The organism is Candidatus Pelagibacter sp. Uisw_106 (assembly GCF_047724975.1).
Lineage (GTDB): Bacteria > Pseudomonadota > Alphaproteobacteria > Pelagibacterales > Pelagibacteraceae > Pelagibacter.
This window is the reverse complement of the sequence record NZ_CP159819.1, coordinates 505931-528811: the sequence shown is the minus strand read 5'-3', so window position 1 is coordinate 528811 and position 22881 is coordinate 505931. Positions and strand designations below refer to the sequence as shown.

Genomic DNA, 22881 nt, shown 5'->3' with positions numbered 1-22881 from the left:
TACAAATTATTTATAGAACAAACAAGTCTTTTTTAATGAATAATTGTCGAAATATCATTGTTTCTGAGGGTATTAATGGCTTTCCTATCAATAAAACGCTTATTTTTTAATTTAAAACTAATATCGCTATTTTCATTGGTAATATTTATTATTACCTCAGTTGAGCCCTCTTCATTCACTAAATTAGATATTTTATCGATGTCTTTAATTGATTTAATATTAAACACAATTTCATTAACTGGTTTATTAAAAAGATCTTTAAGAGAAGCTATTTTTTGAACATTTATTCTTTTAGATTTGCTCTCATCGTTAGAAATGGTTTTAATCAAAGTTATAATTAAAGAGCTTACCCTCAACTAAAGCCTCTCTATTTAATTCCAAAATATCTGAAAAAATAAAGAGTTCAAAAACACTTGTTAAATCAGTGAATTTGATAACACCATACGAATTACCTTTTGCCGTTTTTCTTTCAGTAATCTTTAAAAGTGTAGCTGCAATATTTGCATCTTTTATATTGTCGTCTAGATTAAATTTTGCGTAATCAACTATTTTGTAATCATCAAAAATTTCTTTAAATTGATTTAAAGGGTGGTCAGATATAAAGAAACCAATAGCTTCAAACTCTCTTGATAATCGATCTTCAAACTTCCAATCTTCGATATTAAGAACTATCTCATTATCTTGTTCTTCATCAGAACCAAAAAGGTCAATTTGATTTGCTGCTTTATTTTCATAAATATTTTTTGTCTTTAAAATAAAATTTGGAATTGAATTAAATAATGCTTGTCGATTATTATCTATATTGTCAAAAGCTCCTGCTTTAACCAAACCTTCTAATTGCAGCTTATTAATATCTTTAGGGCTAACTCTATTTAAAAAATCATTTATGGATTTAAATTCACCATTTTCTTTTCTTTCGTTAACAACATTTGATATTGCCTCATAACCAACACTTTTAATTCCACCAAGTGCATAATAAAAATTATTATCATCAAACTGAAAATCTGCAAAGCACTTGTTGATATCAGGTCGTATAACTTTAATATTAATTCTTTTTAGCTCTTCATGAAATTCACCCAACTTATTTTGATTTGATATATCCATCGTCATGGATGCGGCAAAAAACTCTTTTGGATAATAAGTTTTTAAAAATGCTGTTTGATAAGAAATTATAGCATAAGCTGCTGCATGACTTTTATTAAACCCATATTCAGCAAATGGTTCAATTTTTAGAAATATACTTGCTGCAACATCTTTACTAATTCCATTTTTAAGAGCACCAGCAATAAATCCTTGTTTTTGCCTTTCTAGTTCAGCTCTTTTTTTTTTACCCATGGCTCTTCTTAAAATATCAGCTTCACCTGCACTAAAACCAGAGAGTTTTTGTGCAATTTGCATAACCTGTTCTTGATAAATAATAACCCCATATGTAGGTTTTAAAATATCCTCAAGTAGTGGATGTAAATAATCAGGTGTTTGTCTTCCGTGTTTACAGTCATTGTAAACTGGTATGTTACTCATTGGTCCTGGACGATAAAGAGCCACTAGTGCAATAATATCTTCAATATGATTAGGTTTCATCTGTAATAATGCTTCGCGCATACCAGCACTCTCCACTTGAAATAATCCAACAGTGTTGCCAGAAGATAAAAGTTCAAAAACTTTTTGATCATCAAAGCTGATGTCATCAATTCTAAAATCATTGACGTTTTTATTTATCAATTTTTGCGTTCTATTAATTACAGTTAAGGTTTTTAATCCTAAAAAATCAAACTTGATTAAGCCAGCATTTTCTGCTGAGTACATGTCAAATTGTGTAGAAGGTAATAATAGATCTGCAGATGCATCTTTATATAAAGGCACGACTTCAGTTAATTTTCTATCCGCAATTACAACACCAGCTGCATGAGTTGCTACATTTCTATTCAAACCTTCTAATTTCAAACAAAGATCAATTAATTTTTTAACACGAGGATCTTCATTAACTAATTTTTGAAGTCTAGGCTCACTATTAATGCATTCAATTAAGCTTTGAGGTCTAGAAGGATCAAAAGGTATCATTTTTGAAATACTATCAACAAAACCATATGGTAAGCCTAATACTCTACCAACATCTCTAATAACCATTCTTGCTTTTAATTTTCCAAATGTAATTATATGGGCAACACTGTCTTTATATTTTGTAGTTAAATATTTAAAAACAAGATCTCTTTTTTCCTCACAAAAATCTATATCAAAGTCGGGCATTGACACACGGTCAGGATTTAAAAATCTTTCAAATATTAAATTAAATTTAATTGGGTCAACATCAGTAATTGATAGACACCAAGCAACAAGTGAGCCTGCTCCAGATCCTCTACCCGGTCCTACCGGAATATCATTACTCTTAGCCCATTTAATGTAGTCAGATACAATCAAGAAATAACTAGGATATTTCATTTCAATTATGATCTTTAGCTCATGATCTAGTCTGTCTTTATATTTCAAAAATTTATCATCAGTTTCTAAGTTATTTTCTTCAATTTTAAAAACTTTAAGAAATTTTTCTTTCAATCCGTCTAATGAGTGTTTTTTAAGTATTTCATCAGCACTCCCTCCTTTTTCAGAACTAATATTTGGAAGTACAGGTTTGGAAAATTGTGGTCTAAAATTACATTTAAATGGCAAATTGAAGTTATTTTCTAAAGCTTCCGGAAGATCAGAGAATAGTTTGGACATTTCTTCATTCGATTTAAAGTAATGCTGGTTACTATATTTAGTTCTATTCTTTTCATTAACATAAGTTTTAGAACCAATGCAAGTTAACGCATCATGAGCTTCGTGCATGTCTGGTGTTAAATAATAAACTTCATTAGTAGCAATAATTGGTATTTTAACTTTTAAAGATTGCTCTAAGTTGAATTTTTCAAAAGCAATTTCATTTTGATCACCATGCCTTTGGATTTCTAAATAAAAATTATCATTAAATTTTGATGATAAACTCTTATATAGTTTTGATATTTCGTCTAAACGACCTTTTTCAAATAATTTACCAAATAAACCTTGAATAGTTCCAGAAAGTAAGGACACACCCTCCGTATCAATTAAAAGTTCATTAATATCCAAATGAGGGTCTGATAAAGCATCATTTTCAAGGTAAGATCTTGAGGAGAGTTCTATAATTTTCTTATATCCATTTTCGTTAAGAGCTATCAGGGGTAATAGTCCTGTCGTATCTTCAAATCTAAAGTAAATTTGAGTGCCAATAATTGGTTGTGTACCAACCTTAGAAATATTTTCAGCAAACTCCAATGCACCACATAAATTGGATGTGTCTGAAAGACCCAAGCAAGTTATTTTTTTTTCTTTACAAAAATCTTTTAAGTTATCAATTTTGATAGCTCCTTCACAAATTGAGTACTGTGTGTGAATTTTTAAATGATTAAAGTTTTGATTATTTAATTCTGGCATTGATAGTTCTTATATTACCATCAATCATTTCTAATTTGCAATCAGCCATATTTGCAAAAAATCTATTGTGAGTTGCATAGATTATTAATCTATTTTTGTTTTTCAAATTATACAAAACATTAAAAACCTCTTTGGCAGTAGTGTGATCTAAACTGCCAGTAGGCTCGTCTGCTAATATAATTTCAGGTTCGTTAATAAGTGCTCTAGCCATTGCAATTCTTTGCATTTCACCCCCTGATAATTCTGAAAGAAAATGTGACTCACGTGATGAAAGACCCATTGTTTTTATAATTTTTTTAGCTCGATTGATTGAATTCTTTTTGTCATTAGTTAAAGCTAGACCGGCTAAATAAACATTTTCTAATGCAGTAAAATCTGGAAGTAAATTATTTTGTTGATAGATAATACCAATTTTACTTGATCTAATTTTGTCATTTTTTGAATTATCGTTAAAGTTTATTGGTGTATTACCAATTAACAAAGAGCCAGTAGTAGGTTTATCTATCATTGATAAAACATTTAGTAATGTAGATTTTCCTGATCCAGATGGACCAACTAGAGAATAAATCTTACCTTTTACAAAAGAATAATTGATTTTTTTTAAAACATTTATTTTTTGATTGTTAGAAAAAGATTTTGATATGTTCTTTAGTGATATCAAATTATTCATACTTAAGTCCTTTAACTGGGTCTAATTTTGAAGCTTTTATTGCAGGAAAAATTGAAACAACAATTGTTATAATGATTGAACAAAGGGAAATAATAAAAATTGAAGTCGGGTCGATTTCTGAAGGCATTGTGCTTAAAAAATAGATCTCTTCAGGAAACAAACTAATATTAAATGTATCGCTTAAAAACTCTCTCAAGTTTTCTATATACAATGAGAACATTACACCAAGAAAAATTCCAAAGAATGTTGCTGAAGTTCCAATAATAACTCCGACAAGAAAAAATATCTTAACAATGGATTTATTTAAGACACCAATGGACTTTAATATAGCTATATCTCTTGTTTTATTTTTAACCAGAATTGTAAGCCCGGAAATAATATTAAAAGCAGCCACTATAATAATCAAAGATAAGATTATAAACATTACATTTCTTTCAACCTTTAAAGCAGAAAACAATGAACTATTCATATCGGCCCAACTATATACAAATTCATTTTTGAATATTTTTTGAATTTTATTTTTTTCTTCTTCAATATTAGATGGGTTATTCAAGTAAATTTCTAGGTTACGCTTTTCTTTTTTAAGATTAAAAAAGTTTTCCAATGTGTTTAAATTTATGAAAGCTATGTTGGCATCAAAATCAGCTAAACCACTATCAAAGATTGAACTAATTATAAAAGTTTCTTGTCTAGGTAAGCTTCCTATGATCGTTTCTATGCCTACTGGAGACATAATTGATACTTTATCACCCAAACCAAGGTCTAAATTAAAACTTAATTCTTTACCTATTGATATCGAATTCTTTGTTAATTGACTTGATTTACCAATTAAGTTTCCTTTTTTTACAACATCAAGTTTTAGAAAGTTTTCATTGCTATAACCTCTTAAAATTAGGCCTTTAGTGTAGTCTTTGCTAATGACAATTGCTTCACCAGAATTACTAAGTATTAATTCTTCTGAAATTAATTTTAGATTTTCATTATTTAATTGTTCTAGACTAATAGGGCTCTCATATGGTTTAACGGTAACATGAGCATTAAATCCTACAATCTTATTAATTAACTCAGTTCTAAAGCCATTCATAACGGACATCACAATAATTAACACTGCAACTCCTAAGCTAATTCCGATAAATGAAAAAATAGAAATTATATTTAAAAAACCATCTTTTTTTCTGGTTTTTAGATATCTAAGTGTAATTTCTTTTTCTAATGCAGAAATCAATTTTTTAATTTTTGTTCAGTTAAAATTTGAGTTATTTGATCTATGGTTAAACTTTTAGGATCTTTTCCAATTTCTTTAAACTCTAATAAATCACCATCTGATTTTTTTCCTAAAATTATTTGATAAGGTACACCTATCAAATTAAATTTTTTAATTTTTGATGAAAGATTTTCATCCATATCATCGATAATTGTGTCAATATTTTTACTTTCAAAATGTTTAAAAAGTTTATTTGCTTTGTCTAATGCCGATGTGTCATTTTTATTAATCATGGGTATTATGGCTAGCTCATATGGGGCCACAGAGAATGGCCATTTCATTATTTCTTCTTTTTCATCATATTTTGCTTCTATAATTGCACCAACTAATCTTGATACACCAATTCCATAGGATCCCATTTTAACAAAATCTTTTTTACCACCCGGAAGATCTACAGCTGCATTTAAAGCTTTTGAGTACTTGTCTCCAAAATAAAAAATGTGACCTACTTCTATACCTTTTGTAATAAGTCTATTTTCTTCTGATACTTTTTCTTCAAATTCATCTTTATTAAATTTTTCATCAGCTACAGCGTAATATTGTTCATATTTTTTTCTTAGGTCTTGTAAAGATTGTCTATCCATTACAGATTCTTCACTGTCTAAATCAAAAACTCTTTTATCAGTAAAAATTTTACTTTCACCAGTGTCTGCTAAAATAATAAATTCATGAGAAAGGTTTCCACCAATTGGTCCCGTATCAGCTGCCATTGGTATTGCTGAAAGTTCCAATCTTTTAAATGTTTTTAAATATGAAAAAAAGAATTTATTATATGAGAAAGCAGCATCTTCATCATTTACATCAAACGAATATGCATCCTTCATGTAAAATTCTCTACCTCTCATAATTCCAAATCTCGGTCTAACTTCATCTCTAAATTTCCATTGTATGTGGTACAATAATTGAGGTAATGATTTATAAGATTTAACACTAGATCTAAATATATCGGTAACCAGCTCTTCGTTTGTTGGTCCATAAAGCATCTCTCTACCTTGTCTATCTTTAATACGAAGCATTTCATCTCCATAATCATCATAACGACCACTTTCTTTCCAAATATCACTAGGTTGGATAGTTGGCATAAGTATTTCTTGAGCACCAATTTTGTTCTGTTCTTCTCTAACTATTTGTTCAATTTTTTTCATCACTTTGAAGCCTAAAGGTAACCATGAATAAATACCCGCAGAAGATTGCTTAATCATTCCTACTCTGAGCATTAATTGATGTGATTTAATTTTTGCTTCTGATGGGTTGTTTTTTAATATTGGTATGAATGATTTTGAAATGTACATTTTTAACTAATTATATATCTTAAATTTAAATATTCATATTTTATCAATAAATAAATTATCACGAAAATAACAGTTGTAATACCAGTACAATAAATAAATTTTTTTAACATTTTAGGATTTTCTGGAGAACCAGCGTCTTCACCTTCAATTTTGACAGATTTTAGTCTATTTACATCAATTGGAAGAATTGTAAAAAAAACTATCCACCAGATTATAATGTAGATTATAGCAAGGCCTGTTGCGCTCATCTAGATTCTTACTAGATTGATATTTATAAATGGTCTTTTACCAGTCAATTCTTTGGCACATTTTCTACATGTAATTTTTAATGCATCAATTAAATTATATTCTTGTTTTTTGCTTTTTATAGAAAAGGTTCTGGTTGTTTTTTCTATTGCCTCTTCTAATTCATAAATGAATTCATCAGCATCATAAACAGGCAACCCTCTAAAGGTTAATACAGGTCTTTTATGAATATTACCCTTTGCAGTAATTAAAATGGTAACCTCCATATATCCATTAGCAGCTATATTTTTTCTATCTTTAATTGATTGAGCGTCTTCTTCAACACTCATATTTCCATCTAAATAAAGTCTACCACTTGGAGCTTTATCAAAAACATGGGGTTTACCTGGAGCTAATTTTACAATATCACCGTTTTCTACTTGAACCGGGTGTGGAACTTTCATTTCGTGTGCGAATTTCATATGTTCAATCATGTGTCTGTGTTCTCCATGAACAGGCACTGCACATTGAGGTTTAACCCAATCATACATTTCTCTTAAATCATCTCTATTTGGATGGCCAGAAACATGAACAAATTCACTTTCCTCTGAAATAACTTCAATACCATCCCTAACTAATTGATTTTGTAATTTGTATAATTTTTTTTCATTACCTGGAATAATTTTAGATGAAAAAATAACAGCATCATCTTTTTCGATGAATACATCTGGATGAGTATAGCTTGAAATTCTCATTAGTGCTGCCATCGGCTCACCCTGGCTACCAGTACAAAGGTAAACTATTTTTTCCCTAGCAATTTTTTTTGCTTCACGTGCATCTATAGGTTCAATAACATTTTTTAAATAACCACATTGTCTTGCAGCTTTAAATATTCTATGCATGGATCTTCCTACTAGGGATATTTGTCTACCAGTTTTTTCTGCACAATAAAAAGCTGTTTCCATACGTGCAACATTTGATGCAAAAGAAGCCATAACAATTCTTTTTTTAAGGCTACCCATAATATTTAATAAACTTTTTCTAACATCTAGCTCTGAACCAGCTTTTCCCATACTAAATACATTTGTTGAATCGCAAACCATAGCAAGGACACCTTCTTTACCAATTTCTTTAAGTCTGTCAGAATTAATTTTTTCACCAATCAATGGTTCTGGGTCAATCTTCCAATCTCCCGTATGTAATATTACACCTGCTGGGGTTTCAATTCTAAGACCATTAGGTTCAAGAATTGAGTGAGTTAACGTGATGTACTCTATTTTAAAAGGATCTAAATCTACTGTTCCATTTAATTGAACTATTTTTAGATAATTAGTTGCGTCAATATTCTTTTCTTTAAGTTTTTCTTTTATTAAAACTGCAGTAAATGGAGTTGCAAAAATTTTACATTTTAATTGAGGCCAAAGATGTGCAATTGCTCCAATGTGATCTTCATGTGCATGCGTTAAAATAATTCCTAAAAGGTCTTCTTTTTTATCTACAATAAATCCAGGGTCGGGGTAAATCAGATCAATTCCTGGTAAGGTGTCATCAGCAAAGGTAACCCCTATGTCAACCATGATCCATTTATGTTCACCTGGTTTTCCGTAGGCAAACAAGTTCATGTTCATGCCGATTTCTCCTGAGCCCCCTAAAGGGCAAAATAATAGTTCATCTTTCATATTTATTTAATTAAAGTGGTGGCTCTGATTAGGCCGTTAATTGTAATATCTTTATTTAATGTGACTTTCGTTTTTGTTGAATTTTTGAATAAATTAGAAAATCCTCCAGTAATTATTATTTTAAAGGACATCTTGGTCTCTTTCTTAATTAAATTAACAATATTGTCAATTAAACCCTCATAACCCCAAAAAAAACCTGCTCTAACTGCACTAATAGTATTTAAACCAACAACTTTGTTCGTTTTTTTTAAACTAATCTTTGGAATTTGTGTTGCTTTGTCTATCAACGTATCAAGTGAAAGCTTAACACCAGGTGCAATAACACCACCATGATAGGTATTTTTAATCAAAACATCAAATGTTGTAGCAGTCCCAAAATCTAAAATTATAAAATTATCTTTGTTATTAATAACGCTAATAGCGTTTGCCAATCTATCTGAACCAATTTGTTTATAATTGACCTTAATCTTAATCAATTTATTTAACTTAAGTTTCTTAAGCTCATGACACTTAATTTTATAAGTTTTATTAAAAAAAATCTTAATTTCATTAAATGATTTTGGAACAACACTACAAAATAAACATTTATCAATTACTTTATTTTTTAAACTTAAAATAGCTAAAGATTTTCTAAGCAAAGAATAATTTATCTTTTTTGTTATTAGATTAACTCTTTTAATAATTATATTTTTAGAGTTTACCAAACAAATTTTAGTTTCTGTATTACCTATATCACCAACAATAATCATTTTAAATTTCTATCTATGTTTTTTATATTAAATTTAGGAAATAAGGGGATAAAAGTTTCATAAATTTTTTTTAGTTTTAAAGCTGCATTATTAGGAGTAATTTTTACACCAGTTAAATCAAAAAGGTTTGTAGTCAAATAACCTTTAATAGAAGGACTCTTAATCAAATTTATACCTATGCCAACTATAACAAATGTTTTGCCTGATTTAGATAATGTTTCCTGTAATATCCCTGAAATTTTCATATTATTTATTAATAAATCATTTGGCTTTTTAACCACAATTTTATCTTTATAAAAAATTGATAATAATTTTTTTACCAAAAGACAGTTTATCTTTGTCAAATTATACAATGATAATTGAACTATGTTAACTTGGAAAAAAATACTAACAAATAAATTTCCCTTGAATGAGGTCCATTTTTTCCCATATTGACCTCTTCCTCCTTTCTGTTTCTCAGCGATTACAATTCCTGATTTATTGTTAGTTTTTTTAATTATCTGAAATGCTCTATCGTTTGTACTGTTTATGATTTTAAAATTAAACTTTTTTAACTTCATTAAATTATGTTAATTCTAGATACAATTTCCACCAGTTTGCTAGGAAAAATAAAGTACAAAAGAATTAACAATGTTGAAAAAGTTAATGATATTTTCAGCCAAATACTATGATCTGTGTCATATTTTTCTTTTTCTTCATCAAAATAAATAACTTTAATTATTCTTAGATAATAAAAGGCAGCAATCACAGTTGATAATAAACCAACAATTGCTAGAAAATACATTGATTGTTCAATTACAGACTTAAATACATAAAATTTAGCAAAAAAACCTGCCAACGGTGGAATACCTGCTAATGAAAAAAGTATAACGAGTAAAGACAAAGATAAAACTGGATGGTTTTTTGACAGTCCAGATAAATCATCAATAGTTTCAAAATACTGATCATTTCTTTTCATCATAAATAAACAGCTGAATAAACCAAGATTCATTACCATGTAAATAGAAATATAGACTATAGACGATTGAATACCTTCATTTGTCCCAACAGAAAGTCCTGCTAAAGCGTAACCAATATGACCAATAGAGCTATACGCAACTAATCTTTTTAAATTACCCTGCCCAATTGCTGCAACAGCTCCAAATATCATCGAGGCAATAGATAAAAAAATTATGATAGGTTGCCATTGGTCAATCATGTTAAAAAATGGAACATACAAGAATCTAATAAAGACAGTTAAAGCAGCAACTTTGGGAACTATTGCAAAAAATAATGTTACAGATGTAGGAGATCCTTCATAAACATCTGGTGCCCACATATGAAATGGTACAGCAGATATCTTAAAAGCCAATCCAACTAGGATGAAAACTATTCCAAATGTTAAGCCATAATGGGTAGAATCCATTGAATTTCCAATAATATTAAAATTAGTTGATCCAGAAAACCCATAGATTAGAGAGCAACCATAAAGCAGTAAACCGGAAGAAAGTGCACTTAATACAAAATATTTAAGACCTGATTCAGATGACTTTAATTGATCTCTATTAAACGATGCCAAAACATACAAAGCTAATGATTGTAATTCAAGTCCAATGTAGAAAACCATTAGATCATTAGAACTAATCATAACCATCATTCCTAAAATTGAACAAAGGATTAAAATTGGATATTCTATTAAGAAAATTTTAGATATTTTTAAATATTTTGTTGAAATTGATAAAACAAAAGCTCCTCCTAAAATTGTAAGAATTTTCATTAAAGATGAGAGGTTATCAATTACATAGCTATTTCCAAATAAATTTACAGCTGTATCAAAAGGATTATTTAATATTAAAATTACAGTAATTAGCAAAAGCCCTATTGAAAGATTGTGAATTAAAGTTGAGCCATTTTTCTTAAAAACACCCAAGATTAATAAAAACATTATTGATAAAGAAATAAAAATTTCAGGGGAAATAAAATTTAAATCATTCATTATTTTTGCACCTCAGGACCATACATATTTAAGTTAAAATTATACATTTCAATTAAGTCATTTACAGATACTTCAATCGTATTAATAAGAGGTTCCGGGTAAAAACCAAAAAGTAATACTGGTATAGCTAAACTCCATAAAATAAATTTTTCTGAATAATCTAAATCAGGTATTTTTAACAGATCTTTGTTTACTAAATTTCCAAAAACAACTCTTCTATATAACCATAACATGTACGCAGCACCAAAAATGACTCCAAGACTAGCAATAACTGCTACTAAAAAGTTATCTTTAAAAGCGCCCATTAAAATTAAAAACTCTCCTATAAAGCCACTTGTTCCTGGTAGTCCTAGTGCAGCTAGAGTAAACAACATAAATAGAATTGAATATTTGGGCATTACAGAAACAAGACCACCATAAGTTTTAATTAATCTTGAATGCATACGATCATAAACCACACCAACACATAAAAATAATGCTGCCGAAACAAGTCCATGACTAATCATTTGGATTATACTTCCTTCTATGCCCTGTTGTGTGATCGTAAAAATTCCCAATGTTACAAAACCCATGTGTGCCACAGATGAGTATGCTATTAATTTTTTCATATCTTCCTGCATTAGGGCAACTAGAGATGCATAAATAATTGCAATTAAACTAAGCGTATAAACCAATGGAGTAAATAATTCAGAGGCCACAGGAAACAAACCTAAGGAAAATCTAATAAAACCATAACCTGCCATTTTTAAAAGAATAGCAGCCAGTAGAACGGATCCGGCAGTTGGAGCTTCAACATGTGCATCAGGTAACCAAGTGTGAACTGGCCACATAGGTGTTTTGACTGCAAAAGAACTAAAAAAAGCAAGCCACAATAAGTTTTGATATTTTGTGTCTATACCTAATTCATATAGTTGTACTATATCAGTTGTACCAGCGATCCAGTAAATTGAAATTATTGCAACTAACATTAAAACAGAACCAAGTAACGTATATAAGAAAAATTTAAAGGCAGAATAAACTCTTCTTTCACCTCCCCAAATTCCAATAATTAAAAACATAGGAATTAATCCCGCTTCAAAAAATAAATAAAATACAACTAGATCAAGTGAACAAAAAACTCCAATCATTAAACTCTCCATTACCAATATGGCAATAAGAAAATCTCTTAACCTTACTTTAATTGTGTTGTTAACAGATATTATACACAAAGGAGTAATAAGTGTTGTTAGAATTATGAATAAAATTGAAATTCCATCTACACCTACTTTATAGTTAACAAAACCTTTTAACCATTCTCTATTTTCAACAAATTGAAATGTTGATGTTGACGGGTCGAATAAATACCATAGATATATTGAGATTAAAAAATTAACAAAAGAAGTAAACAAAGCAACATATTTTCCTGTATTTGAATTTTTATCTTTTGAAAATAATAAAAATAAAGCACCAATAGTTGGTAAAAGAATTAAAGATGATAAAATTGGAAAATTCATTAGTGTAAAATTAGAAATGTTAATAATGCAGAAAGACCAATCAATATCATAAAGGCATATTGATAAATAAACCCACTTTGAAATTTACTGGCTCTTAATGATAAGTTTTTGATTAGTAAGGAAAGACCGTCCGGTCCAAACCTATCAATAATTTTTATATCAATTGTTTTCCAAAAAAATAATCCTATTTTTTTTGAAGATTGGATAAATATGATGTCGTATAATTCATCAAAGTACCATTTATTGACTAAAAAATTATATAAAGGTCTATTAGATTGAACAATTTGATTAGGTAACTCTTTATTTTTTACAAATAAATAATAAGCAATTGGAATAGATAAAAGGACAAGTATAGGGGTAATCAAAATAATCCATAAAGGTGGGTGGTCTGTACTTAATGGAATTAGAAATTTAATAGATTCTCCCCAAAAATTATTTTCTCCCTCATGACCAATAAATAAATCTTTAAATAAAAATCCTGCAAAAATTGCACCAACTGCTAATACAATCAAGGGTATAAGCATAACCAAAGGAGACTCGTGCATTTCTTCAATTTTTAATTTTTTATTGTTATACGTTCCATGAAATGTTTTAAAAATTAATCTCCACGAATATATAGAGGTAAGTAAGGCTGTTAAAACACCAACTCCAGCAGCGTAATAACCTACTGTATTCCCTCTAAGATAAGCAAATTCTATAATTGCATCTTTTGAATAAAAACCAGAAAGAAAAGGGAAACCTGTAAGAGCTAATGTCCCAATAATCATTAAGATCCAAGTATATGGTAGTTTTTTATACACAGCTCCCATTTGATTAATATCTTGTTCATCTTTAAATGAATGAATTACCGATCCTGATCCTAAAAAAAGCAATGCCTTAAAAAATGCATGAGTAAACAAATGAAACATTGCTACATTATAGGCACCAACACCGGCAGCAAAAAACATATAACCTAATTGACTACATGTTGAATATGCAATTATTTTTTTAATATCTGTTTGAACTAATGCTACTGTTGCAGCAAAAAAAGCAGTTGTCATTCCAACTACTGTAATAATATTTAAAGTTAAAGGAGAATATTCAAAAATTGGAGAGCATCTAACAATCAAAAAAACTCCTGCTGTAACCATTGTAGCAGCATGTATTAATGCAGATACAGGTGTAGGACCTTCCATAGCGTCAGGTAGCCATGTGTGTAAAAAAATTTGTGCTGATTTACCCATAGCTCCAATAAATAAAAGGATACAAATTAGATCAATGGCCTTGATGTGTATTTCTAAAAATAATAATTTTTTATCAACAATTTGCGGAATTTGCTGAAATACCTCAGAGTAATTGACGGTACCAAATAGATAAAAAATTAAAAATATTCCTAAGGCAAATCCAAAATCACCTACTCTATTTACTACAAAAGCTTTTATAGCTGCTGCATTTGCTGAATCTTTTTTATACCAAAAGCCAATTAAAAAATAAGAACAAAGACCTACGCCCTCCCAGCCAAAAAATAATTGAAGAAAATTATCGGATGTAACCAACGTTAGCATTGCAAATGTAAAAAGGGAAAGATAGGCCATAAATCTTGGTTTATGTGGGTCGTGGGACATATAACCAATTGAATAAATATGGACTAGTGAAGAAACTAAAGTTACAACAACGAGCATTACTGAAGATAACGCATCCACTTTAATAGACCAATTCACATCAAGTGTTCCTGAATTAATCCAAGTAGCAATAACTACATTATTTTCATAACCATTAACAATAACTTGATAAAATAAAATTAAAGATAAGAGTGCTGAAATTGAAACAAATATACTAGTTATTATCTCCGAATTTTTATCACCTATAAATTTACCAAAAAAACCAGATATAATAGATGCTAATAGTGGAAGAAATAATAATGAAAGTTCCATATTATCCCTTTAAACTATTTATTTCTTCAACTCTAATTGTTGATGAGTTTCGATAATAAACGACTATTATAGCTAGACCTATAGCTGCTTCTGCTGCAGCTACAGTTAATATAAAGAGTGTAAAAATTTGCCCTGTTATATCATTCAAAAATATAGAGAAAGCCACCAAGTTAATATTCACTGCTAATAAAATGAGCTCAATACTCATTAATATTACTATAATATTTTTTCTGTTTAAAAATATACCAACTATACCGATGGTAAATATTATTGCTCCCAAAGTAAGGTAGTGACCCAAGCCTACATCAATCATCAGATTTAACCCCCTTATTACTTGGAACATCTATCAATTCTACGCCGTCAGATCTTTCTCTGGATATTTGACTAAAATAACTTTGTCTTTTGACACCAGATCTCTGCCTAAAAGTAAGAACAATAGCTCCTATCATTGCAACTAATAAAATCATTCCACTTAATTGAAAGATGTGGATGTAGTCAGTATACAAAACATAACCAATGGCATGAGTATTGCTAATGCTATTATCTATATTTAATGACATAGATGAAACAAGATCTGGCTTATATTTCCATCCACCAATAACAATAATTAATTCAAAAAATATAATAGTACTGATAATTAATCCAACTGGAATATGTTTCGAGCTCTCTCTAGCACTAAACCATTGGTTTTTCTGTTGAGCTACATTTAACATCATGACAACAAACAAGAATAAAACAGCTACAGCACCAACATAGATAATTAACATTATCATTCCAAGGAATTCCGCACCTATCATTATAAACAAGCAAGAAATACTAATAAAATCTAAAATTAAAAAGAAAACAGAGTGAACAGTATTTTTTGAAACCGTAACCATTATTGCAGAAACAATTGCTATTAATGAAAAAATATAAAAAAAAATTGCGTGTGCTAGCATAATTATCTATGAGAGTTATCAGCTTTAATATTTGCAGCTAGAACATTTTCCCATCTATCGCCATTGTCCAAAAGTTTTTCCTTATTATAATAAAGTTCTTCTCTTGTTTCTGTTGAAAATTCAAAGTTAGGCCCTTGGACAATCGCATCAACCGGACAAGATTCTTCACAAAGTCCACAGTAAATACATTTCATCATATCAATATCATATCGAGTAGTTTTTCGACTTCCATCTGCTCTTTCAGAGGATTCAATTGTAATTGCCTGGGCAGGGCATACTGCTTCGCACAATTTACAAGCAATACATCTTTCTTCACCATCAGGATATCTTCTTAAAGCGTGCTCTCCTCTGAAACGGGGACTGATTTTACCCTTTTCAAATGGATAGTTAATTGTTTTTTTTGGTTTAAAAAATTCTCGTAAGGCGATCGTAAGACCACCTAAAAAATCTAACATAAAAATTGTTTTAAATATTCTTGAAATTTTCATAATTAATTAATCGGTAAAAGGTTAAAGTAAAATAAAAAACTTGCTGTAAGAACTACCCATGCTAGCGATAAAGGTAAAAAAATTTTCCAACCTAGTCTCATTAACTGATCATATCTATATCTTGGAACAATTGCCTTTACTAAAGCAAAGAGTATAAAAAGAAGTAGTATCTTTAAAATTAACCATATAGCTCCAGGAATTACATTAAAAGGAAATAAATCTATAGGTGAAAGCCATCCACCTAAAAATAGAACTGATCCCATTGCACACATAAGAAGAATGTTTGCATACTCGCCCAACCAAAACATTGCATACATCATTCCAGAATATTCAGTTTGATATCCTGCGACAAGTTCAGCTTCAGCTTCAGGTAAGTCAAATGGTGGTCGATTTGTTTCCGCCAAAGCAGAGATAAAAAAAATTACAAACATTGGAAATAATGGAATTACGAACCATAAGTTTTCTTGTGCCATCACTATATCATTTAAGTTTAACGAACCCACACAAAGCAAAACATTAATTATAATAACACCGATTGAAACTTCGTAAGATACCATTTGAGCTGCTGATCTAATAGCACCTAAAAAAGGATATTTTGAATTTGAGGCCCACCCACCCATAATAATTCCATAAACACCCAATGATGAAACTGCAAATAAATAGAGAATACCAACATTAATGTCAGCCAACACTTGAGTTGCACTAAATGGAATAACTGCCCAAGAGATTAAAGCCAAAGTCATGGTGACAATTGGAGCTAATATAAAGATTGCTTTATTAGAGCTTGAGGGAATAATAACTTCTTTAAACATATATTTTAATGCATCAGCCAAAGATTGAAGTAAACCAAAAGGTCCTACAACATTTGGTCCCTGTCTTTTTTGAACAAATGCCCAAATACGACGATCAAGCCAAACAATCATCGCTACAGAAACAAGAACTGGTACTAATAAAAATAAGATTTTATATGTCTCAGAAAAAATTATACTTAAATATTCCATTTTATTAACTTTCTGTACCTGTTAATTTTAAATTAACTTTAGCTGTTTTGCATTCAAACATTGTCTTTGAGGCTCTTGCTATTGCATTTGAGTAATAATAATCTTCATTCTCAACTTTTAAAATCTCTTGCTTAAATTCTACATTTTCAACTGTAGAAGATTTAATAGATTTATCTTTTTCAATAAATAAATTAATATGGTTAAGTAAACTACTGTCCAACTCATCTTTATCATTAAATAATTTTCTATGATTTATTGTTTCTGCTAATTCATTAATTATCAACCAGTCTTCTTTAGCTTCCTCTGGTGGAAAGGAGGCTTTATAAGCTTTTTGTATTTTACCTTCTAAGTTTGTAAAGTAACCATTTTGCTCTGTGTATGCAGCCCCTGGAAGTATAATATCTGCAATCTCAGCTCCTTTATCTCCGTGACTTCCTTGATAAATTACAAATTCATTCTTTTTTTCAAATTTAAGATTATCTACTCCCAGTAAGTAAACAATTTCAAACATGTGATTTTCTAAATCTTTTAGCACTTCATTTGAACCATCTACTGTTTTATATAATCCTAAATCAAAGCTGCCAACTGTAGATGCATTTTCTGAAATTGTATTTAAAGAATTCCATTCATCTGACATTTTATTATTTTTTTTTAAAAAGGATTTAACAGATTCAAAAATATATTTCGCAGATTTAGTTTTAAGAGATGACTGACCAAAGATAATTAACGGTTTTTTAGCCTCTTTAATTAGACTTGATACCTCATGACTATCTTCTGTAATTTTTTTAATATTTTCAATATCACTGTCTAAAGACTCATATGGGTAAGTTAGATCACCAACATCATTTAAAGAAATTATTTTTGTTTTATTTTGTAAGTATGCTTTTCTAATACGTGCATTTAAAATTGTTGCTTCATACCTGGGGTTACTTCCTATAAGTAATATAAAATCTGCTTCTTCTATTCCATTAATAGTTGAATTGAATAAATAATTTTCTCTTTTTTTAGAATTTAAATATGTGTGATCACTTCTCGATTCTACATTATATGAACCAAGTGTTTTATTGAAAAACTCTTTAAATATATAGAGTGATTCCATATTAATTAGATCACCAGACATTCCACATATTTTATCTTTGTCAGCATTTTTAAACTTGGACTTAATTATATTAAAAACTTCATTCCATGATGCTTTCTCAAATTTACCATTATATTTTATATAAGGAGTATCTAAACGTTGATTTAACAAACCATCACAAGCATATCTTGTTTTATCTGAAATCCATTCTTCGTTAATATCTTCGTTAATTCTTGGTAAAATTCTTTTTACTTCCCAACCATAGGTATCAACTCTTATATTTGAACCAATAGCGTCCATTACATCAATAGATTCTGTCTTCTTTAATTCCCAGGGTCTAGCCTCAAATACATAGGGTTTAGATGTTAAGGCACCAACAGGACATAAATCTACAACATTAGCTGATAATTCTGATTGCATAGATTGCTCAAGATATGTTGTAATTTCCATATCCTCACCTCTACCTATAGCTCCAATCTCTGTTACACCAGCAACCTCTGTAGCAAATCTAACGCATCTAGTACAATGTATACATCTGGTCATTTGTGTTTTGATTAAAGGTCCCATGTTTTTTTCAGAGACTTCTCTTTTATTTTCTTTGTACCTGGACTTATCAACACCATAAAACATAGATTGATCTTGTAAATCACACTCACCCCCTTGATCACAAACAGGACAATCCAACGGGTGGTTAGCCAACAAAAATTCCATGACTCCTTTTCTTGCTTTTTCAACAAACTCAGTATTCGTTTTAATATTCATTCCTTCTGATGCTGGCATGGCACATGAGGCTACAGGTTTGGGAGATTTTTCTAATTCTACTAAACACATTCTGCAATTTCCTGCTATTGATAATTTTTCATGATAACAAAATCTTGGGATTTCAACTCCAGCTTTTTCACAAGCTTGAAGTACAGTTAGGCCTTCTTCAACTTCTATATCAATTTCATTTACTTTTAATTTAAGCATTTTTTTTATCCAATAAGTGTTGATCTACTAAATAGGGAATATTTTTTTCTTTTTTTATAGTTGGGTTAAGATTATTTCTATCCTCAATCTCTTTTTTAAAATGTCTTAATAATCCTTGTACAGGCCACGAAGAACCCTCACCAAAAGCACAAATAGTGTGTCCCGCAATTTGATTTGTTACGTCTCCCAACATATCAACTTCATCTCTTGATGCTTCACCTTTGGCCATTCTTTCAAGCATTCTCCACATCCACCCCGTACCTTCTCTACAAGGTGTACATTGACCACAACTTTCATGTTTATAAAATCTAGCAATTCTTGCCATGCATTTAATTATGTCTTGATCTTTATTAATAACAACAATACCTGCAGTTCCTAATCCACTTTTTTCTGCCATTAATGAATCAAAATCCATTGTTAAAGTTTCACAGGTTTTTTGTGGTATTAAAGGCATTGATGAACCACCAGGTATTACAGCTTGTAAATTTTCCCATCCTCCAATTACACCTCCAGCATGAACTTCGATTAGTTCTTTAAGAGATATGCTCATTTCCTCTTCAACATTACATGGGTTATTGACGTTTCCAGAAATACAGAAAATTTTAGTACCTGTATTTTTTGCTTTTCCTAAAGATGCAAACCATTTTCCACCTCTTCTTAATATTGTTGGAACAACTGCTATAGTTTCGACATTGTTAATTATAGTTGGGCAACCGTATAAACCAATTAAAGCGGGGAAAGGTGGTTTTAATCTAGGTTGACCCTTTTTACCTTCTATGCTCTCAAGTAAAGCTGTTTCTTCTCCACATATATAAGCTCCTGCTCCGTAGTGAATATAAATATCTAAATCCCAACCTGTTCCAGATGCATTTTTTCCTATTAAATTTTTTTCATAAGCTTCATCAATTGCTGCTTGAAGTTTTTCTCCATCTATAAAGTACTCGCCTCTTATATAAATATAACAAACATGAGCTTGAACAGCGTATGCAGCAATCAAGCATCCTTCTATTAATTTATGAGGTTCAAATCTTAAAATATCTCTATCCTTACAGGTACCTGGTTCTGATTCATCTCCATTTATAACTAGATAATGAGGCCTTGAACCTAGTTCTTTTGGTGCAAAAGACCATTTTAAACCAGTTGGAAATCCAGCACCTCCTCTTCCTCTAAGTTCTGAGGCTTTAACTTCAGTTATTATCCAATCTCTACCTTTATCAATTAAATCTTTAGTATTTGTCCAGTCACCTCTTTTTTTTGAAGACTCAACATCTGAACCCTTATCATTATATAAATTCTGAAATATTCTATCTTCGTCTTTAAGCATTTTTTAAATCCATAAGTGTTTTTCTATTATTTTCAGGTTCGTTGTTTAAACGACCCCTATAAGATCCTGGCTTAGGTGTTTCACCAGTTAGGATCTTATCTAAAATTTTTAATGTTTTTTCTTTATCTAAATCTTCATAATAATCATCATTGATCTGTAACATGGGTGCATTAACACAAGCTCCTAAACACTCAACTTCCATCCAAGAACAGCTTTGATCTTTTGATAATTCATTTTCATTTTCAGAAATTTTTTCTTTACACGCTTCAACAAGTTTATAAGCACCTCTAATCATGCATGGTGTAGTTGTGCAAACTTGTATAAAATGTTTACCAACTGGAGCTAGATTGTACATTGTATAAAATGTTGCCACTTCGTAAACTTTTATATAAGGCATATCTAAAAGCTTACCAATGTACTTCATGGCAGACAAAGGAATCCAGTTACTGTTTTGTTTCTGCGCTATATAAAGTAAAGCCATTACTGCACTTTGCTGTTTATCCTTTGGATATTTTGCAATAATTGATTTAGCAGCTTCTAATGAGGCTGGAGTAAAATCAAAATTCTCAGGCTGTTCTTTTGAAGGTCTTCTTAAACTCATTATCTATCTACCTCTCCAAAAACTATATCTAGTGAGCCTAATACAGCAGGCACATCTGCAAGCATATGACCTTTAATCAGGTAATCCATTGCAGCCAAATGAGAAAATCCTGGGGCTCTTATTTTACACTTATATGGTTTGCTAGAACCATCAGATATTAAGTAAACACCAAACTCACCTTTGGGAGCTTCTACAGCTGTATAAATTTCATCTTTATCAACACGGTAACCTTCTGTAAATAGTTTGAAATGATGAATTAAAGCTTCCATAGATTGTTTGATATCTTTTTTTGGTGGTGGACTAATCTTTCCATCTGACGATTTAACTGGCCCTTTTATCATTTTAGCAAGACATTGTTTGATTATGGAAACGCTCTCTCTCATTTCATCTATCCTACATAAATATCTGTCATAACAATCTCCATTTTTTCCAACAGGTATTTTAAATTCTAACTGCTCATAACACTCATATGGTTGTGATTTTCTTAAATCCCAAGGAACACCCGAACCTCTGATCATAACGCCACTAAAAGAATAGTCTAATGCATCTTCCTTAGATACAATTCCTATATCAACATTTCGTTGTTTAAATATTCTATTGTCAGTCAATAATGTTTCAAGATCATCGATTATTTTAGGAAACGATACACAAAATTTACCTATATCTTCTTCTAATCCCATTGGTAAATCTTGATGAACTCCACCTGCTCTAAAATAATTAGCATGTAATCTTGAGCCTGAGGCTCTTTCATAAAAAGTCATTAAAGTTTCACGCTCTTCAAAACCCCATAATGAAGGTGTTAACGCACCAACGTCTAATGCTTGAGTTGTTACATTTAATATGTGACTTAAAATTCTTCCAATCTCACAAAACATAACTCTTATAAATTGTGCTCTAATGGGAACATTAATCTTTAAAATCTTCTCTATAGCTAATGCAAAAGCATGCTCTTGGTTCATAGGTGCAACGTAATCAAGTCTGTCAAAATAAGGTACAGCTTGCATGTATGTTTTGTTTTCTATTAATTTTTCAGTACCGCGATGTAATAATCCAATATGTGGATCTGCTTTTTCAACAACTTCACCGTCTAATTCTAAAATTAATCTTAAAACACCATGAGCGGCTGGGTGTTGAGGTCCAAAATTAAGATTTAGAGTTTTAGTCTTTTTTGTCATTATCAAGTTCTGTCTGTTTTTTTATGTATTTTGTTCCCTCCCAGGGACTTTCATAATCAAAATTTCTATAATTTTGTTCTAATTTAACTGGTTCTTTAATTACCTTTTTTTGATCCTCACTATACCTAACCTCGGTATGACCAGTTAAAGGAAAATCTTTTCTCAAAGGGTGCCCTTCAAAATCATAATCAGTAAGTATTCTTCTTAAATCAGGATGATCTTTAAATTTAACTCCGTACATATCAAAAACTTCACGTTCCATCCAGTTTGCTGCAGGATAAATGGGAGTTAAAGATGATATAACTTCATTTTCACTTATTAAATAACTTAATATAATTCGCTGATTAAATTCATGACTTAAAAACAAATACACAACTTTAAAACGTTGAGTGTTTTCTGGATAATCTACAACAGTAATATCAATTAACTGTCTAAATTTTGTATTTTCGTTATTCTTTATATGTAAAGTAACATCTATTAAATCTTCATTATCAATAGTGATATATAGTTGGTCATGTCTGATCTCAGTTTTTTTAATCTTAGTGGTAAGCTCTGAGTTAATTTTTTTTTCAAGATCTATTAAATTTTGCATATAAA

Annotated in this window: 19 protein-coding genes and 1 pseudogene; all 20 read right to left on the bottom strand. The window is 30.0% G+C overall.

Annotated elements, in window-relative coordinates; genetic code table 11:
• Positions 1 to 32 precede the first annotated feature (32 nt).
• Positions 33 to 3450, bottom strand: a pseudogene (dnaE, locus tag ABXT45_RS02820) (DNA polymerase III subunit alpha).
• Positions 3434 to 4120, bottom strand: coding sequence for an ABC transporter ATP-binding protein (locus ABXT45_RS02815; RefSeq protein WP_415314274.1), 687 nt, complete (start codon positions 4118 to 4120; stop codon positions 3434 to 3436). Before ABXT45_RS02815 ends, dnaE begins: the two are co-directional and overlap by 17 nt.
• Positions 4113 to 5345, bottom strand: coding sequence for an FtsX-like permease family protein (locus ABXT45_RS02810; protein WP_415314273.1), 1233 nt, complete (start codon positions 5343 to 5345; stop codon positions 4113 to 4115). The genes ABXT45_RS02815 and ABXT45_RS02810 overlap by 8 nt, the downstream gene beginning before the upstream one ends.
• Positions 5342 to 6676 carry a proline--tRNA ligase gene (gene proS / locus ABXT45_RS02805; protein WP_415314272.1) on the bottom strand — a complete coding sequence of 445 codons (1335 nt, stop codon included), beginning with the start codon at positions 6674 to 6676 and terminating at the stop codon, positions 5342 to 5344. The genes ABXT45_RS02810 and proS overlap by 4 nt, the downstream gene beginning before the upstream one ends.
• A 2-nt stretch (positions 6677 to 6678) precedes the next feature.
• Positions 6679 to 6924 carry a DUF1467 family protein gene (locus ABXT45_RS02800; RefSeq protein WP_168606347.1) on the bottom strand — a complete coding sequence of 82 codons (246 nt, stop codon included), beginning with the start codon at positions 6922 to 6924 and terminating at the stop codon, positions 6679 to 6681.
• On the bottom strand, positions 6925 to 8580 hold the full coding sequence (locus tag ABXT45_RS02795; RefSeq protein ID WP_415314271.1) for a ribonuclease J: 1656 nt from the start codon (positions 8578 to 8580) through the stop codon (positions 6925 to 6927).
• A gap of 2 nt (positions 8581 to 8582) precedes the next feature.
• The gene (locus tag ABXT45_RS02790; protein WP_415314270.1) at positions 8583 to 9329 is read right to left on the bottom strand and encodes a type III pantothenate kinase; all 747 of its coding nucleotides are present in this window, start codon (positions 9327 to 9329) and stop codon (positions 8583 to 8585) included.
• On the bottom strand, positions 9326 to 9889 hold the full coding sequence (locus tag ABXT45_RS02785) for a biotin--[acetyl-CoA-carboxylase] ligase (protein WP_415314269.1): 564 nt from the start codon (positions 9887 to 9889) through the stop codon (positions 9326 to 9328). Before ABXT45_RS02785 ends, ABXT45_RS02790 begins: the two co-directional genes overlap by 4 nt.
• Positions 9889 to 11304, bottom strand: coding sequence for an NADH-quinone oxidoreductase subunit NuoN (gene nuoN / locus ABXT45_RS02780; protein WP_415314268.1), 1416 nt, complete (start codon positions 11302 to 11304; stop codon positions 9889 to 9891). The genes ABXT45_RS02785 and nuoN overlap by 1 nt, the downstream gene beginning before the upstream one ends.
• Positions 11304 to 12797, bottom strand: coding sequence for an NADH-quinone oxidoreductase subunit M (locus tag ABXT45_RS02775; RefSeq protein WP_415314267.1), 1494 nt, complete (start codon positions 12795 to 12797; stop codon positions 11304 to 11306). The genes nuoN and ABXT45_RS02775 overlap by 1 nt, the downstream gene beginning before the upstream one ends.
• Positions 12797 to 14710, bottom strand: a complete 1914-nt coding sequence (gene nuoL, locus ABXT45_RS02770) for an NADH-quinone oxidoreductase subunit L (RefSeq protein WP_415314266.1) — start codon at positions 14708 to 14710, stop codon at positions 12797 to 12799. The genes ABXT45_RS02775 and nuoL overlap by 1 nt, the downstream gene beginning before the upstream one ends.
• A 1-nt stretch (position 14711) precedes the next feature.
• Entirely contained in the window at positions 14712 to 15023 is a 312-nt protein-coding gene (nuoK, locus tag ABXT45_RS02765; RefSeq protein ID WP_415314265.1) for an NADH-quinone oxidoreductase subunit NuoK, read from the bottom strand.
• Positions 15016 to 15648, bottom strand: a complete 633-nt coding sequence (locus tag ABXT45_RS02760) for an NADH-quinone oxidoreductase subunit J (RefSeq protein ID WP_415314264.1) — start codon at positions 15646 to 15648, stop codon at positions 15016 to 15018. The genes nuoK and ABXT45_RS02760 overlap by 8 nt, the downstream gene beginning before the upstream one ends.
• Positions 15649 to 15650: 2 nt before the next feature.
• On the bottom strand, positions 15651 to 16136 hold the full coding sequence (gene nuoI / locus ABXT45_RS02755; protein ID WP_415278981.1) for an NADH-quinone oxidoreductase subunit NuoI: 486 nt from the start codon (positions 16134 to 16136) through the stop codon (positions 15651 to 15653).
• Between the two features lie 2 nt (positions 16137 to 16138).
• Positions 16139 to 17137 carry an NADH-quinone oxidoreductase subunit NuoH gene (nuoH, locus tag ABXT45_RS02750; protein WP_415314263.1) on the bottom strand — a complete coding sequence of 333 codons (999 nt, stop codon included), beginning with the start codon at positions 17135 to 17137 and terminating at the stop codon, positions 16139 to 16141.
• Positions 17138 to 17141: 4 nt separating this feature from the next.
• Positions 17142 to 19184: an NADH-quinone oxidoreductase subunit NuoG gene (gene nuoG, locus ABXT45_RS02745; protein ID WP_415314262.1), complete on the bottom strand. Its 2043-nt coding sequence runs from the start codon at positions 19182 to 19184 to the stop codon at positions 17142 to 17144.
• A complete protein-coding gene (nuoF, locus tag ABXT45_RS02740) occupies positions 19177 to 20508 on the bottom strand; it encodes an NADH-quinone oxidoreductase subunit NuoF (RefSeq protein WP_415314261.1) in 1332 nt (443 codons plus the stop codon). The genes nuoG and nuoF overlap by 8 nt, the downstream gene beginning before the upstream one ends.
• Positions 20501 to 21109 carry an NADH-quinone oxidoreductase subunit NuoE gene (gene nuoE, locus ABXT45_RS02735; protein WP_415314260.1) on the bottom strand — a complete coding sequence of 203 codons (609 nt, stop codon included), beginning with the start codon at positions 21107 to 21109 and terminating at the stop codon, positions 20501 to 20503. The genes nuoF and nuoE overlap by 8 nt, the downstream gene beginning before the upstream one ends.
• Positions 21109 to 22284, bottom strand: a complete 1176-nt coding sequence (locus ABXT45_RS02730) for an NADH-quinone oxidoreductase subunit D (protein WP_415314259.1) — start codon at positions 22282 to 22284, stop codon at positions 21109 to 21111. Before ABXT45_RS02730 ends, nuoE begins: the two co-directional genes overlap by 1 nt.
• Positions 22268 to 22876: an NADH-quinone oxidoreductase subunit C gene (locus ABXT45_RS02725; protein ID WP_415314258.1), complete on the bottom strand. Its 609-nt coding sequence runs from the start codon at positions 22874 to 22876 to the stop codon at positions 22268 to 22270. Before ABXT45_RS02725 ends, ABXT45_RS02730 begins: the two co-directional genes overlap by 17 nt.
• Positions 22877 to 22881 lie beyond the last annotated feature (5 nt).